Origin of the sequence: Microcoleus sp. OTE_8_concoct_300, assembly GCF_031383065.1 — a bacterium.
Classification (GTDB): Bacteria; Cyanobacteriota; Cyanobacteriia; order Cyanobacteriales; family Microcoleaceae; genus Microcoleus.
The window spans coordinates 1-15,837 of sequence record NZ_JANMZH010000421.1 but is presented as its reverse complement, the minus strand read 5'-3'; the positions used below and the strand labels follow the sequence as shown (position 1 = coordinate 15,837).

Below are 15,837 nucleotides of genomic sequence, written 5' to 3'. Positions count from 1 at the left end.
TTCGTTGTAGGTCACAGATTAGGTAAAAAACCCGGTTTCTTTGGGCTTCCGAAAATCCTTCGTTGTAAGTCACAGATTAAGTAAAAAACCCGGTTTCTTTGGGCTGATGCGTCCAGGGCTGTTATCTCTCAACCAATTTCCTCAAGTCCAATAAGTTTTTACCCCCATCACCAACAATCAGCGGCAATTGCCCATTCCATTTTTCTATAGCCTGCCTTTCCAAAAGTTCCGGAGTCAAATTGTCCCGCAGCAACCTTTGCACTTCGGCTTCTCCCTTGGCTAAATTCACCTTAGCCTCAGCCTCTTTTACTGCCTTCAGCGCTAAAAACTCCCCTCTTTTTGCCTCCTGTTCGGCAATTTGTTTCGCCTCCACCGCATCGCTAAACCGCTGAGAAAAGTGAACGTGTACTAAAGAAATATCGTCAACGGCAATGTGATAGGTAAGCAGCCTGAAGGTTAAAAAGTCATCAACTGCGGCTTTAACTTCTCCCCGTTTAGTAATAATTTCTTCAGCCGTATATTTTGCCATAACTGCTTTTAATACTTCTTCAACTGCCGGATCGATAATGCGAGCCACGACTTCTTTTTCGTCGCCTATTTGTTGAAAAATAGCATTGGCTTCTTCTGGGATAATGTGCCAGTTGAGCGCTACATCCGTAAAAACATCTTGCAAATCTTTTGAGGAAGCTTCAGCGGAACTTTCCTGTTTTTGCACCCTAACGCTCAACTTTTTTACACTATAAACTGTGGGGAATATTACGTGAAGTCCTTCTCCGAGTACCTGTTCTTGCACTTTACCAAACTGCATCAGGACGCCCCGTTCTCCAGCGTTGACAATGACAAAAAATTTGGACAAAATAGCTAACACAACTATCAATAGAGTTAGTTGCACAGCTATGTAAACATCCTTATTTTTTTTATTGGTTGATTTGAGTGAGTCAACGTTACTGCTGGATTCTAAAACCATATTCCACCCGAATCGCACTTAATTATAGGACAAATATTGACTTAACAGATCTTCTATTTGCCTGCCACCAGCAACTGTTCAAAATCCCCTGCAGGCAAAGGAGGACTGAACAAATATCCTTGCATTGTATCGCACTTGTAGCGCCCGAGAAAGTCTTTTTCGGCTTCCGTCTCAACTCCTTCTGCAACTACCTCAAGACAGAGACTGTGCGCCATTTCAATAATAGCTTTCACAATCGCTGCATTTGTGCAACCATGGGTGATATTGCTGATAAAACAGCGGTCTATTTTTAAAGTATCGAAGGGGTATTGCGCCAGATAGCTTAAAGAAGAATAGCCCGTGCCGAAATCATCAATAGATATAGAAACTCCCAAACTTTTCAATTGTTGCAAAGTAGCGATCGCACTTGGAGCATCCTCCACCATCAAACTTTCGGTCAGCTCTAATTCCAAACTGCTCGGTTCCAAACCAATTTCTGCTAAAATTTGGGCAACTCTGCTGCTGAGATCCGGTTGGTGAAATTGGCGCGCCGACAGATTCACCGCTACTCGCAGCCCCGAAAAACCAGCATTTTGCCAAACTTGCATTTGCCTGCAAGCTGTCTGCAAAACCCACTCGCCTAACTGTACAATGAAGCCAGTTGCTTCGGCAGACGGAATAAATTTGGCGGGGGAAATCAGCCCTTTTTCTGGATGCAGCCAGCGTATTAAAGCTTCTGCGCTCATAATTTTACCAGTCTGGACATTGACCTGCGGCTGATAGTAAACTTGGAATTCTTCTCGTTCCAAGGCGCCGGACAAACTTGTTTTTATCTGCTCTAATTTGTCGGCGGCATCTTGGATTAATGCGCAGCTTTGGGTTCGCAAAGTATTGTACTGTTCGGCGACAGCTTCTTGTTTTTTCAAGCGGCTCGATATCGCCCCCACAAGTTCAGCTTTAGTAAAAGGTTTAGTCAGGTAATCATCTGCTCCCAATTCCATACCTTGCCGCATTTCAGAGCGCTCGGCTTTACCGGTGAGAAAAACAAAAGGAAGTGTAGCAGTAACAGGATTCGCTCGCAAGGCCATCAGCACCCCATACCCGTCAAGTTCCGGCATCATCACGTCGCAAATAATCACGTCGGGAAGATTTGACACCGCCGCATTTAAACCTTGGGCTCCATTTTCTGCACCCGTCACGTCGAAACCTTCAGCTTTGAGGAGTTTGAGAATATTCTCCCGAATTATTTGCTCGTCCTCAATAACTAGAATCTTTTTCATACGTCATTTCCTGAAAGCGGTATAATTGATCGGCGTTGCTGAACGCGATAAGCGTGACAATAACTGAGAACGCACAGCTTGATCGGCTCAACAGCCGAATGTTTTCCGACCAAAATAGCAGACGCCCCTGAAAAACGGTAATTTTTCTAAGGACAACTAGATTAATATTTCTCTGCTTACTCAGCGCCCTCCGTATTATTACGAGCTTAATTAATAAATCTCTAACTAATTCTAGGCGATCGACAGTTAGCATCGCCCTGAATAACTGCTAAACTGGTTGTGTGGCTCGATCGTCTGCAAACAATCTCAGCCTCTTTATACCAGTTGCAAAAAAACAATGCAACTGCCAGCAAGTTCCCAACCCTTGCGGAGTCAGTCTTTCCCCATTCTTTAATGTAAAATCTCAAATCTGAAATCTCAAATGGTATTACCTAGTGGATTCCCTGATCCCGCAAAGATTGGAGTCATAGAAGTTAAGCAATATCCTCAGTACCGCGCTGTCACCTACACCCACGCGGGCGATTTGCGACAAGCAACAGGAATCGCCTTCAATCCCTTATTTCAACACATCAGCAACAACCAAATTGCGATGACAACGCCAGTAGAAGCGCGCTACACGGCAACTTCTGAGCAAATCGATGCGGTTCCTGTTGCAGAAGTTTCGTTCCTCTATCCCGCACCAAATATCGCCCCCAGCAGCGTTAACTCCGCTGTAGAAGTCAGGGATACTTCGCCGATGACGGTTGTCAGCATCGGCGTGGGCGGGGCCTACACTTGGGAAAGCTACGAAAATAACCTCCAGAAACTCAAAGATTGGCTTCAAGAACATCCTGAATACGAAATAGTCGGGCCGCCGCGCCGCTTTTTTTACAATTCTCCGATGACGCCGGAAGCAACTAAAATCAGCGAGGTGCAAATTCCGATTAAGTGCCGCTGACGTGAACAACTAATTCGCGAATGTGACCCCGCTGGCGGTGTTCCCACAGGTAAATTCCCTGCCAAGTTCCTAACAGTAACCTGCCGCGATCGATCGGGATTTGTTCGGAAGTGTGAGTCAGCGCAGTGCGAATGTGGGCTGGCATATCGTCTGGGCCTTCCGCATCGTGAATGTAGCGATCGCCCTCCGGTACCAGTTTAGCTAAAAAGTTAGCCAAATCCTTAAGTACATCCGGGTCAGCATTTTCTTGAATCACCAAACTAGCAGAAGTATGGCGCAAAAATAAGGTACAAAGTCCTGTGTTAATACCTGAATTCGCCACCGCATCTTCAATCTTAGGAGTGATTTTGCACAGAGACTTCCCTGTAGTTTGAATCTTGAGTATCTGTTGATAGTGAGTCATGCGATTTTAGATTTTAGATTTTAGATTTTAGATTTTGGATGAGACTGATGCAAAACTCTTCAGTCGGTCTTAGCCTCCTTTGTTTGACTCTTAAGCGATTTCAATCGCCCTCATCCAGCTTTGTTTGTCTAGGATCGATTTCAATCGCCTTAAGCTGTTGTGCATCTAATTTGACAGTCAATTTTTCTACAATTCTTGTGGGACGGGCAGGAGAGCCCATCTCTATATTCAATTTAGATGCTCCGCAGCTTATCTAAAATAATCTACAACAGCTTGGGCGATCGCCTCCGTACCATTTTTATCCAATTTACCCGACAAACGGGGCGGATGCAGCGGTTGTCGCAAAAACTCCCAATCCCCCTCAAAAAACTCGGCTGCCGTCACAATTTGATGTTCCGCATAATTTTGAAGCCATTCCAGCAACACCGGAGATTCTGCAAAACCTTCTCTCATTATAGAAACAACAGGTATTTCCAAGCGCAAAGCTTCCGCAAAAGTGCTGTATCCCGGTTTAGAAAGTAAGCGCCCGCAGACAGGCATAATATCAACCGGACGCGGTAAACTCGGGAGAGATTTTGTAAACTCCTGATTGGTGGCTTTAATCAAATTCGGCAAATCGGGACATCCAGCATCAAAAGTGATAAATTGCCAGTCGCTAAATAGCTGTAAATTTTGATAAGGAACGTCATCTACACCCAGTCCGCCGAAAGTCAGCAATACAGTTTTTTCCAGCGGTGTTTCGATTCCGAATACTTCCCGAAGTTGAGCCTTACTGTAGCGAGGATTGCCGCCAGTTAAGCCAACATCTTGAATATTTGGGAAAGCTGACATCGGTTCGTGTAAAGGAAGACGAAAAAGCCGATCGCACATTCCGAAACACTCACCAATCCAATCTGCTATTTCTGCAAATTCCCCGCCCCAATCTCGATAGATAAAATCCCATCCGAAATTGGCCATCATCCAGCAAGGAACCCCTGCAGATGCGGCGATTCGCGTTGCCAAAGGAGGAATGTCGGCTAGCACCAAACCCACCCGATTTTGCTTTATAAAATTAACTTCGCTGGCAATTATCGAATTTTGCTTTTTCCGAATTTCCCGCAATTTTTCCAGTGTCGCGTCTTTATCCATATTCAAACTGTCACTTTGCACGACACCCACATCAAAAGCGCGGGGACGGTGTATAAAGTCGCCGCCAATGTAAGATTCTAGCAGCCAGCGAGGTGCAGTTGTTGTAATAATTAGTAAAATATCTGGATTTAATTCTTGAATTTTTGCAGCTACGGAGGAGACGGGGACAGCGTGGCCGAATCCGTGATTCGTGATGGCAATATATAATGTTGGTCGAGACATTGATAATAGGGAATAGGGAATAGGGAATTGGGCATCGGGCATCGGGCATCGGGCATCGGGCATCGGGCATCGGGAATTGGAGGTAGAGACTGGAAGGCAACAAGGCCAAGCTTCAAGGGACGCAGAACGAACAATGACAAAATTAATAACTAATGACTAATGACTAAGCGGTTGTGTATTTAAATTGTATATTCCTAACCTCGATCAGAGCAACGGTTCAGAAGATTTTTATTATTTTAGATGCAATTTAACTGCTGAATAGCTTATGTTACCGATTGATATGATCTTCGGCCTATTGACTATAATAAAATTGGTTTTCACTGATGAACGCCAGTCCTCTCCTCTATTTAGGAATAACACGACTTACGCACTCCGACAAAGAAACCGGGTTTTTTACCTAATCTGTCGGTTACAACGCGTCTTTTCGTAAAAAAAACCCGGTTTCTGGGCTTCCATGCGTAACTCCTAAATAAATAAGGAATAAAAATTTTCTCCTAACTTAATTATAATTGTACAGGCCTCGAATATGTAAGAACTCATCAATTGGAGGTGCTTTTAGACCATACAGGCAATTGATTAATCTTGTCCAGGGTTATATCTACATACTTTTTACCGTCCGCCGCTTGATTTTCCCCAAAATATCCATCATCGCCGTCGTGCTTGTGAGGGCCGCTCAAAGCTTCTGCATAGCGGCCTTGTAAACGAGCTTGATTGAAAGGAGAAGTCGCGAACCAGTACCAGCGACTCGGAAAAACTATGCCACCAATATCCTCAATTGAATCGCGAGTGCCGCGCAAGTGGAAAATGCGATCGGCCTCTGCAAAACCCTTCTCTCCCGAAAACACGCCCCCAACCGAAATAACAGTAATTTCTGCATTCAGCCATTTTTTAAGATCATGAGTAGCACCCAAAGCAACTTGTGCGCCGCCGCTAGTGCCAATTAAAATAACTTTCAAAGGTTGTTGAGGATTAACTGTAATCGGAGATTTAGCATTCATGCGATCGATAATTGCATTAGCCATTCCCTGATTGTATGCAAAACCGTAGCGATAATCAAGAGAAATTGCAAACCTCCAGAGATTGCGAATTTTGATGAATATATCCCCCGCAATCGGCCCGCTTTTTGCGTGTTCTGCAAACCGCCAAAAAGGAGCTAGCCACCGTTCTCCTCCTAAACTTTTGTTAGAAGCTGAATAAGGAAAAACATCGCCCACTGCTACGCACTGCGGGTGACTTCCAACTAAACGCTTGAGAAAAAACTCTTCTCCTGGCGTTAATTCGTCCCCCGAAAAATCGCCAACTCCCGGTAAAAAGATGATATAACAATTGACCTGCGAAGACTTGGGCGCTTCTACATTGCCCTTGTTTGAGGGCAATATCTCCGGCGGACTTTTCTGGAAACCCAAAGTTTCGGCACTTTGACCCAGCCACCATATAACAGTTCCCACCGGCGAAAGAATGCCCCAAACTAACAGGATTACACCTGCGACGAGCAACAAATTTAAACTTCGCCCGCGCAGCCACGCAAGTATCTGTAAAATCAATCTTAGCATTTAAGAAATTCTGGTAGAATGCCAATTAATTACCTAATTACCTAGAAATATTTCGGTATTTCTGCTGTATTAGAGCTTATTTTGTAGAAATTGTCAACTATCTTGAGGAGCAGGACTTCAACGTGAAGGGAGAAGATTCAATTGCAGGTTTGGGGGCAACGATTTGGAACGCACTTTCTTTGAACAGCAATTTTTACGAAAAAACTCCTTACACTCGCAGAACTAAGCGGATAGCTTTAACAATTGTAATATTAGCTGCGGTGTCCCGGGTGTTGGGCAGTGCCGTCATCTTGTTAATCAACCGAACTGAGCTATCAGTATTATTTCTAGGACTTTGGATAGAGGGTTTGGCAGTGGCGGGGGGTTATTATTTTTGGACTTTCACTATATTTAAAATCGGAGGGTGGCTGAAACCGGGTCACGTAACTTATAGGGAGTTGTTGGTTCCGATCGGCTTTGCTTACGCTCCCCAAGTGCTGAATTTCTTAACGTTAATTCCCTTGCTGGGAGAAGGAATAGAGCGGATATTAGCTGTGTGGAGTTTGCTAGCTGTAATTGTGGCGGTTCGCCAAGGTTTGGATATTCAAACTCGCTGGGCGGTGTTAATTTGTCTGGTGGGTTGGCCATTGATCCAAATTGTGATCGGCTTTGTGAAAGTAATTGAACAGTTGCTTTCACGATGGCTTTAAAAGTAGCAAAGTGTAATATAGCCTTTCTCAGTAACATAGGGCATGGGGCATGGGGCATGGGGCATGGGGCATGGGGCATACCTCACCACGCGATCAAACCGCTATAGTTAAAAATGCAAAAGTACCAAAAAAGTACATTTCTTAAGTTTTCATGATTTCTCCGGCTATGCGATCCACAGGTGCAGATCGAGTTATGGTGCGTGACTATTGAGGCATTCTCCACTTGCTTGCTCGTCGGCGCATCTCTTTACAGTCACGCACCTACATTTGCTATATTGAGTTATGGTGCGTGAGGATTGAAACCTTGTGCACCTCCTCGCATCTATTCGCAGTCGGGTACCATAAATTTGGTTTAAATTTGCTTTAAAATAGGATAAAATTGTCATGCTTAAAAAAGCCAAAAGCACAAAAAAACTGCCGGCTCAACTCCGGGTAATTCCTCCGGCAATTATGCAAATAATAGCAACTGAAAAACGCCGCCAATTTTGCCGCGAGCCGGAGAACCCACAAGTCCCTTAACCTGTTAAAATAATAAAAATGCTGTGGGGCGAAATACTATGCATCGCAGCGCATCATTGCAAACAAAAGCATTGCTCGCTCGTGATCGAAACAGTTTCGCTTGCTTTCTTTGAGAGAATGCTTGACAGAGTGGCCGTGGGACAGTAAATTGAGGCACAGCAGATAGCATGATTCTTGACGGCAACCACACCCCTACTATTCGGCTCTCCCCACTGTTCGCCCCCCCTTAGCAACGATACATTGTTAGAGAAGGAAATACACAAAAATTTACATCTATAATTGGTGTAATGTTCCAAATCGCTCCTAACCAGCAGCGATACAGCCCTCGCCAAGACAGTAGGATAGAAAAATATGTTTGAACGCTTTACAGAACAAGCCATTAAAGCAATCATGCTAGCCCAAGAGGAAGCGCGGCGCCTCGGCCACAATTTTGTAGGGACCGAGCAAATCCTCCTGGGACTCGTGGGCGAAGGCACTGGCATCGCTGCAAAAGTATTACTGGATATGGGCCTCAACTTGAAAGAGGCGCGCAATGAAATCGAAAATATCATCGGCAGAGGTTCCGGCTTCCTCCCGCCGGAAATTCCTTTTACGCCCCGCGTCAAGCGCATTTTTGAGACGGCGCTCAACGAAGCGCGGCAGTTAGGGCACAATTACATCGGCACCGAGCACATCCTGCTGGGGCTGATCCAAGATGACGAAGGGGTGGCGGGGAAAGTGCTGCAAAACTTGGGGATCGATCGCCAGAGAGTCCGCACGCAGGTAATTCGTGCCGTGGGAGAAGTGGCGGCGGTACCCGGAGGCAGGGGGGATAGCGGCGATCGCAAAATCCCGACTTTAGAAGAATTTGGCACAAACCTGACCAAGTTAGCCGCAGCCGGCAAACTCGATCCCGTCGTGGGCCGCGAAAATGAAATCGAGCGCGTGATCCAAGTGCTCGGCCGCCGCACGAAGAACAATCCAGTGTTAGTAGGCGAACCGGGAGTCGGCAAAACAGCCCTCGCCGAAGGCTTAGCCCAGCGGATTGTTAATAGAAACGTCCCGGAAATTTTAGAAGACAAACAAGTAATCAGCCTCGATATGGGTTCGCTGATTGCTGGTACAAAGTTCCGAGGCGAATTTGAAGAACGGCTGACGAAAATAATGGCCGAAATTCGTGCGGCAGGCAACATCATTCTGGTCATAGATGAAATTCACACCTTAGTCGGTGCAGGCGCAATTCAAGGCAGCATGGACGCCTCCAATATGCTCAAACCAGCCCTGGCTAGAGGCGAATTGCAGTGTGTCGGCGCAACTACCTTGGACGAATATCGCAAACACATCGAGCGCGACGCTGCCTTAGAACGCCGGTTCCAACCGATTAAAGTCGGCGAACCGAGCGTGGCTGAAACAATAGAAATATTGTACGGGTTGCGATCGGCTTACGAACAGCATCACAGACTGACAATTTCCGACGCAGCTTTAGAAGCAGCGGCCACACTGTCAGACAGGTATATTAACGATCGGTTTTTGCCAGACAAGGCGATCGACTTAATTGACGAAGCAGGTTCCCGCGTCCGCGTGATGAATTCACAAACCCCGCCCGAAGTTAAAGAGCTCAAAAAGCAACTGCCTGCAGTAACAAAAGAAAAAGATACAGCAGTGCGCGAGCAAGACTTCGACAAAGCTGGAAAATTGCGCGATCGCGAATTAGAAATTGAAGCCGAAATCGCCGAAGCTACGATCAACAAAAGCCAAGTCAAAACCTCTCCCATCGTCACCGAAGAAGACATCGCCCACATCGTGGCTAATTGGACGGGAGTACCGGTCAGCAAGCTGACAGAATCCGAATCTGAATTGCTGCTGCACATGGAAGACACGCTGCACCAGCGGTTGATCGGTCAAGAAGAAGCTGTCAGCGCAGTTTCTCGGGCCATCCGCCGCGCGCGGGTAGGCTTGAAAAATCCGAATCGCCCGATCGCCAGTTTCATCTTTTCCGGCCCCACAGGCGTCGGTAAAACGGAACTTACAAAAGCCCTGGCAACATATTTCTTCGGTTCCGAAGAAGCCATGATTCGGTTAGATATGTCCGAATTCATGGAACGCCACACGGTTTCTAAACTCATCGGTTCGCCTCCGGGTTACGTTGGCTACGATGAAGGCGGCCAACTAACAGAAGCAGTCCGGCGCCGTCCTTACACCGTCGTGCTGTTCGACGAAATCGAAAAAGCTCACCCGGATGTCTTCAACATGATGCTGCAAATCTTGGAAGACGGCCGCTTGACTGATGCTAAAGGTCGGACAGTTGACTTTAAGAATACGCTGCTGATCATGACCTCAAACATCGGTTCGCGAGTGATTGAAAAAGGCGGCGGCGGCCTCGGCTTCGAGTTTAATGAAAACTTTGCAGATGTTCAATATAACCGCGTTCGCAATTTGGTCAACGAGGAACTGAAACAGTTTTTCCGTCCCGAATTTCTGAATCGCTTGGATGACATTATTGTCTTCCGCCAGTTGAATAAGGAAGAAGTCAAGCAGATTGCCGACATCATGTTGCGGGAACTTTTCAGCCGCTTAAGCGAACAGGGTATTACTTTGTCCGTCACAGAAAAGTTCAAAGAACTGTTAGTTACAGAAGGCTACAATCCCAGCTACGGTGCTCGACCTTTGCGGCGCGCAATCATGCGGTTGTTGGAAGATGTACTGGCTGAGGAAATGCTGTCTGGGAAGCTGAAAGAAGGCCAAAAGGCGATCGTTGATGTAGATGAAAACGGTCAGGTTAAGGTGTTGCCCGATGGTTCATCTGAGCCGAAATTGCCCGAATTCGCATTAAGCCATTAATGCACTCTACCAAGGGATAAATACAGTTGATTAAAAACCCGGTTTCTCGGAGAAGCCGGGTTTTTAATGAAAAAATACCCGTTAAAAAAAGCAACCGTAGGCAAGATCCAATCCGGTAGCAGAGTCGGGCGTAAAATTCAGTCAAAAATCACGGACACAGCAACCGGAATCGCTCTAATTAATCTGCGTTAATCTGTGTTAATCTGCCTGTATCTGCGGTTAAAAAAAGAGAATTTCTGGAACCGCAGATGAGAATGGATTGACGCAGATTCACGCAGATAAAGAGAGCTGACTCTAATCCCAGGATTGCAATTGCACAACCCAATGCTGCACCAAAGCAGAAATGCGATCGCGCCGAGTTTCAAAAGTAGCAGCAATCCAGATAAACACAATCCCAAAAGCCAAACCAATCGCCCATTTTATCAGCGGATAATCGAATATCAGAACCACCAACTGATAGAAAACATTGATTAAAAATACAGCCGTTCCCACAAACAAAAACGCCCGAACTCGCAGCGCCAAACCTGCTGCAATAGCCGCCAAACTAAAAGCTCCCGCCACTAAACCATGGCTTTGCTGAGTCAAAAGAGGTATCCCGCAAATCAGCGCAGTTGCGAGCATTCGCAGAGTGTGGCGCAGCGGTTTTTCTGCTGGTAATTTCAGAGTGCCATCGAACTGAGTAATGTAAAGTAAAGAAAGCCCTAAAGGAGTAACATAAAACTCTGGCTGAGTCAATCCTATTTGCCAGAACCACCGCAGCATTATCCAGTCAATTATTGCCACACTCACATAGGTAAAACGGGCTTCCTGCCTTTCCCAAGCTAGGAAAACATAGAAGGCAGCAGCTATCAGCAAGCTAATCGGATAAAACTTAGCCGGACTTTCCAAAATAGCAACTATTGGAATCAGCGAAGCAATTACCTGCCAAGGTTTTTTTGACCAGCCCCAATTGTCCCAAGGCAAAATGTAAATGAAATAGGCAAATAGAGAAGTGAGGGCAACTTTCCAAGGCTCCAGCGGCCCGGAAATATACTTAACTAAAGGTGTATTGATCCAGTAAAGCCGGAGGCCAAAGGCTTCTAGCCAACCCAAGTAAATCCAAATTTCTGCCCATTGGCGATCGAGATTATTTCGCCCTTGCAAGAAAGCGTATTGAACTAATAAAGCACCAGTGACTAATCCTAAACTTAAGCCGGATTTAATATCATTGGCAGAAGCCCAAATCAGCAGCCAACTGCTCAAAACCCAGTGCAGGTGAGCAAATATTTTTAACTCTGGATTAGTTAAATGTAAATAATTGCTGAGCCAAGGAGATAAAATGCGATAGATATATGTTAAAGTTGTGCCGAGAGTGGCCAGGACAATTAAGCCGTCGCCAAAAGCTCCTCCTGGTGCTTGAAAAAGTTGATAGAGTAGCGATTCGTAAGCAGCAACGGACACGCCAATTAATCCCAAATAAACCAAAGGTTTGAATTCTTGCTCCCGCCTACCAATGCCGATCGCAATTAAAGACGCACCCAACACAGTTAAACCCGTCCAATTCGCAAAAGTGTGCGATCGGAAAGTTAAACCCAATACCCCGTAAACCAAAGGTATAAAATGAATGCTAGGTAAATTTGTTTGAGCGCGGTGGCGGCGCCGCCACCAATCCCCCAACAATTGAGTAAACAATCCGAGAGCGATATTAGCAACTGCCAAATTAATCGTAGTGCGATCGACCAAACTCAAACTGACTGCTGTCAACAACTCCAAACTCCAAGCCAAGGCATAAATTGCCAGAGGGGAAAGTTGGCGTAAACTTCGGAAAATAATCGCTGCCATGATTACCAAAATAGCAGCGAAAACTTCAGCAGAAGCCGGGGAACTCAAGGTACTGCCTGCGTAGAAGTCAAAGGAATAAAAAGTAATTGTTGTTAACAGCAAGCCTGCCAGTAAGATGGCCCAAGCATCTAAAGCTCGATCGTAAATTTCAGCTAATTGAGAAGACTCAGGCAAACGGCTGGAAAAACGAACTATCATGCTGCGAAGCAACCACAGAGACAAAACAGCGATCGCCCCGGCAATTGCCCAATCCCAACCCGACACAAAACCTAATCGATCGATCGCCGCAGCTACGAAACTCAAGCCAAACCCCACTCCAATCACAGCCGCTGGTAGCTCTACTAAATAGTAAGTATTGACCCACATTAATACGGCTGCCAAGCCAAAACCAATTAACCGATATCCCGGAAAAGTAAAAATTAGAAATTGTGCGAATATTAAGGCGATCGCACTAAAGGTACTGGCAACTTGTTTGTGAGGAGCCTCAGTATATTTAGCAACAGCAGTCAAAGCCAAAGGAGTCGCCAGCCAGAGCAAACTCCACTGAGGGCGATAAGTGGCAGTACCCGCAATTAAATAATTTTGCAACAATATAAAGCTGAATCCTGCTAATACTAAGCCCAGATACCAGGAACTTTGAAACCATGCAGGATGCCAGCGGAAAAAGGCAGAATTTTCTCGGTAATTCGCCGCTTTCATCCAGACAAAAAATACCCATTCACTCGCCATGAATATTAATAATATTGCTGACCAAATATTGGGTGGCTGGTTGGGAAAAAATAAGTCAATGGCCGAAGCGATCGCGCATAAACCAATAATGTGAGTTAGGGGAACCAAAATTGCGGGATTTCCCTGTTGTTCAACAGCAGAAGCCTGCCTATAAAGTCGCCGGGAATTCTCGGCACTTACGTATTTCCAAGTGATCCAACCTAAAGTTAAAGTAGAGAGGAATAAATTGAGCGATCGCCAAAACGGATTGACTAAACTAATAACAGTTAAAACAATCCCCAAACCGAGAGCAAGGTTTTCGCCAAAACCGGCAAGTTGAAACTTTCGCTTGCGGTAGAGCCACTGCGCCACACTTACCATTAAAATTAAATAAGGCAACAGCAGAACACCCCAAAAAGCCCAAGGAGTGTTCTGAGAGTTTGTAAGCTGAGTTAAAAATGCAACAAATTGTGTTTTAATCCCTAAAGGAAGCACTCGCCAAAACAGCCAAATACTCTGAAGTCCCACCGCCTCAAGCATTAGCAAATCAAACTCTTGCCAAAATCGCACTAAACGGTTATAAAAAAACCAAACAGCCAATCCGCTAACTGCGATCGCCTGTAGCGGAATGTCGCGAAAACAAACCAGGTATCCCAAACCCACCAAACCCATTCCCGCTAATTGCCAGTTAAAAAAGTTGCTGGGATTTGGCTGGTCGGATATATTGTTTTTAATAGTCTCAGATGCGAGGGGGTGCTGCCAATCGGGCCATGCTAAAAGCACGCCGCAAATTCCCAAAGCTAAACCCATTTCAGCGATATTTACATCCTTGACAAATATCGCCCGACCCAGTAAAATTCCTAAGGAATAAGCTACTAAAGCCGCTTTTTTGTAAGTCAGAAAATCTCTGCTCGAACTGGAAGCAGCGGCGAATGTTTCACTATTTCCCGCGCGTGTGATAGATGGCAATCGTTGTTGCTGAACTTGATAAACTGTAGCAGCAGCAGTTCCCACTGTACCCAAATAAACCGCAGCCAGGGAAAAGCCGGCACTTCCCCACCCCCAGTGCAAATAACTCAATCCCAAGTGATTTAGGGCGATCGAGCGAGTGATGTTTTTTCCTGAAAAGCTTTGATATTGATATTTTATAATCCGGGCAGTTATCCAAGTCAAAATAAGTGCCGCGGCGATGGCTACCGCCCAGTCCCAAGGATACCGCCACAATCCAAAAGTATCCATTGCCCAAAAATTGATCGGCACTAGCAACAGCGTCACTTCTTGCAAAGTTTGAGCAGTCAAGTGCAAATTCTGCTGTCTGTTTGCCCAAGTGCTAATCGCCCAAAAAGTTAAAGTATAAGCTAATAATACTCCATATTGTCCGGCGGCCGGAAATCTTTCCCACTGACTGGCAGCTAAGACTCCTGAGGAGACAACTACCATGAACACTCCTAAAAACAACAGCCACACCACGCTAATTTCTGCCATTAGCGAGTGCAAAATTTGAGCTATAAAATTAGGGGTTTGAGTAGTTTTTGTGGGCGTAGCAACGCTTTCTCTGCTGCTAGGTAATGCTTGAGGCGTTGAGAGGGCAGGTACTTTTGGCTCGTTCCTAGGAGCTCGCGGGTCGTCAATTTCAGAAATGTCTACAGCGGGCTCTCTGAGTGGGCAGACTAAATACTGTCGGCACAATTGCTCAACCTCGGCGGGCGAAAGCAAACCCAGTCGCAGCCACGCTTCTAAACCTGTCAACAACTCAGGATGCGAGGCTAAGACGCTCAATTCAATTTTGCTCGATCGAGCTTTGGGAGACGACATCGGCTTAAACTTGTACTAGCTACATTCAAGCTATAGCCTAGATTAATGTCGATCGGACATGGCAACATTCCGCCATCGAAATTGGCACAATAAGTATTTATGACTAAAGAGCTGTAGCAGCCCGTGTCATATCGATTCCGGTTGCACTCCTTATCATTGTTGACTGTTGACTGTTGACTGTTGACTGTTGACTAATGACTAATGACTAATGACTAATGACTAATGATTAATGACTAATGACTAATGACTGTAGCGGTGTCCTTACCGATCGACATATTGCAGCAAAGTGTCCACACTAGCATTGTGGTCTATGAAAGAAAACAAATGTTTGAAGACGAGTTTTCCCTCTGCATCCAAAACAAACTGAGCGGGCAAAGGAGCACCTAAAGCCTGACCGACTTGATAAGCCCGAAACACTTTTACGCCTGGATCGGACAGCAGAGGCATTTTCAAGCCTAAATCTCTAACCACAATTTGGCTTTGGCGATCGTCGGTACTGGCAACCATCAATAATTCTATATTGCGATCGGCAAATTTTTCCCAGTTTTCATTCAAAGCTTTAATGTGAGGAAAACAGAAAGGGCAATATCGCTTTTCAGTAAAAATCCGCGTAAAAGCCAGAACTACCGGCTTATCGCCCCGATAATTAGACAGCCGCACCAATTTGCCATTATTAATATCGGGCAATTCAAAATCTGGAGTCATCTGTCCCAGCTTCAGAACATTACTCGCCGGAACAGGCAATAAATTTTGGAAAAACCGCTCATTTAACAAGCCGCTAAAATTAGTAGAAGTCAGCATATTTTTTAATTGGGTAATTGCTAATTGCTAATTGCTAATTAAAAATCCGGTTAATTGACAACTCCCCGCCGTAAAACGGCCGAGATTCTTCCTTCATCCAACGTTGCCTCTAAAAGCAGTGCCTTTAGATGGTCTTACACGTCGTCTGGAAGCGTTAGCGAGATGCCCTCCCGCCAAAAGTCGTAAACCTTCATC

11 protein-coding genes are annotated in these 15,837 nt (G+C 45.6%); 3 read left to right on the top strand and 8 right to left on the bottom strand.

The genetic code is table 11. From position 1 onward, the window contains the following. Window positions 1-121: 121 nt before the first annotated feature. Both ACUVJL_RS19540 and ACUVJL_RS19535 read right to left on the bottom strand, forming a co-directional pair. Window positions 122-967, bottom strand: a complete 846-nt coding sequence (locus tag ACUVJL_RS19540; RefSeq protein ID WP_445247357.1) for a prohibitin family protein — start codon at window positions 965-967, stop codon at window positions 122-124. 53 nt (window positions 968-1,020) lie between these two features. Next, window positions 1,021-2,226 carry an EAL domain-containing response regulator gene (locus ACUVJL_RS19535; RefSeq protein ID WP_445247356.1) on the bottom strand — a complete coding sequence of 402 codons (1,206 nt, stop codon included), beginning with the start codon at window positions 2,224-2,226 and terminating at the stop codon, window positions 1,021-1,023. Between the two features lie 421 nt (window positions 2,227-2,647). Between ACUVJL_RS19535 and ACUVJL_RS19530 the strand changes: the two genes are divergently transcribed. Continuing rightward, window positions 2,648-3,163, top strand: a complete 516-nt coding sequence (locus ACUVJL_RS19530; protein WP_445247355.1) for a heme-binding protein — start codon at window positions 2,648-2,650, stop codon at window positions 3,161-3,163. On the opposite strand, the gene ACUVJL_RS19525 is transcribed toward ACUVJL_RS19530, so the two are convergent. The 4 genes from ACUVJL_RS19525 to ACUVJL_RS19510 all read right to left on the bottom strand — a co-directional run bounded on the left by ACUVJL_RS19525 (window position 3,150) and on the right by ACUVJL_RS19510 (window position 6,469). Beyond that, window positions 3,150-3,566, bottom strand: coding sequence for a secondary thiamine-phosphate synthase enzyme YjbQ (locus ACUVJL_RS19525; RefSeq protein WP_445247354.1), 417 nt, complete (start codon window positions 3,564-3,566; stop codon window positions 3,150-3,152). The two genes, ACUVJL_RS19530 and ACUVJL_RS19525, sit on opposite strands and share 14 nt — an antisense overlap. A 100-nt stretch (window positions 3,567-3,666) precedes the next feature. Continuing rightward, window positions 3,667-3,798 (bottom strand): hypothetical protein, encoded by a 132-nt coding sequence (locus ACUVJL_RS19520; RefSeq protein WP_445247353.1) that lies wholly within the window; start codon window positions 3,796-3,798, stop codon window positions 3,667-3,669. A gap of 17 nt (window positions 3,799-3,815) precedes the next feature. After that, complete coding sequence (locus ACUVJL_RS19515; protein WP_445247358.1) at window positions 3,816-4,916, bottom strand: glycosyl transferase; 1,101 nt, start codon at window positions 4,914-4,916, stop codon at window positions 3,816-3,818. 539 nt (window positions 4,917-5,455) lie between these two features. Next, entirely contained in the window at window positions 5,456-6,469 is a 1,014-nt protein-coding gene (locus tag ACUVJL_RS19510; protein WP_445247352.1) for a hypothetical protein, read from the bottom strand. 122 nt (window positions 6,470-6,591) lie between these two features. Here ACUVJL_RS19510 and ACUVJL_RS19505 point away from each other — a divergent pair, with 122 nt between their 5' ends. Beyond that, complete coding sequence (locus ACUVJL_RS19505; protein ID WP_445247351.1) at window positions 6,592-7,158, top strand: hypothetical protein; 567 nt, start codon at window positions 6,592-6,594, stop codon at window positions 7,156-7,158. A gap of 870 nt (window positions 7,159-8,028) precedes the next feature. Continuing rightward, window positions 8,029-10,497, top strand: a complete 2,469-nt coding sequence (locus tag ACUVJL_RS19500; RefSeq protein WP_445247350.1) for an ATP-dependent Clp protease ATP-binding subunit — start codon at window positions 8,029-8,031, stop codon at window positions 10,495-10,497. 294 nt (window positions 10,498-10,791) lie between these two features. On the opposite strand, the gene ACUVJL_RS19495 is transcribed toward ACUVJL_RS19500, so the two are convergent. Both ACUVJL_RS19495 and ACUVJL_RS19490 read right to left on the bottom strand, forming a co-directional pair. Next, complete coding sequence (locus ACUVJL_RS19495; RefSeq protein ID WP_445247349.1) at window positions 10,792-14,841, bottom strand: hypothetical protein; 4,050 nt, start codon at window positions 14,839-14,841, stop codon at window positions 10,792-10,794. Window positions 14,842-15,102: 261 nt separating this feature from the next. Continuing rightward, entirely contained in the window at window positions 15,103-15,642 is a 540-nt protein-coding gene (locus ACUVJL_RS19490; protein WP_445247348.1) for a peroxiredoxin family protein, read from the bottom strand. Between the last annotated feature and the right edge of the window lie 195 nt (window positions 15,643-15,837).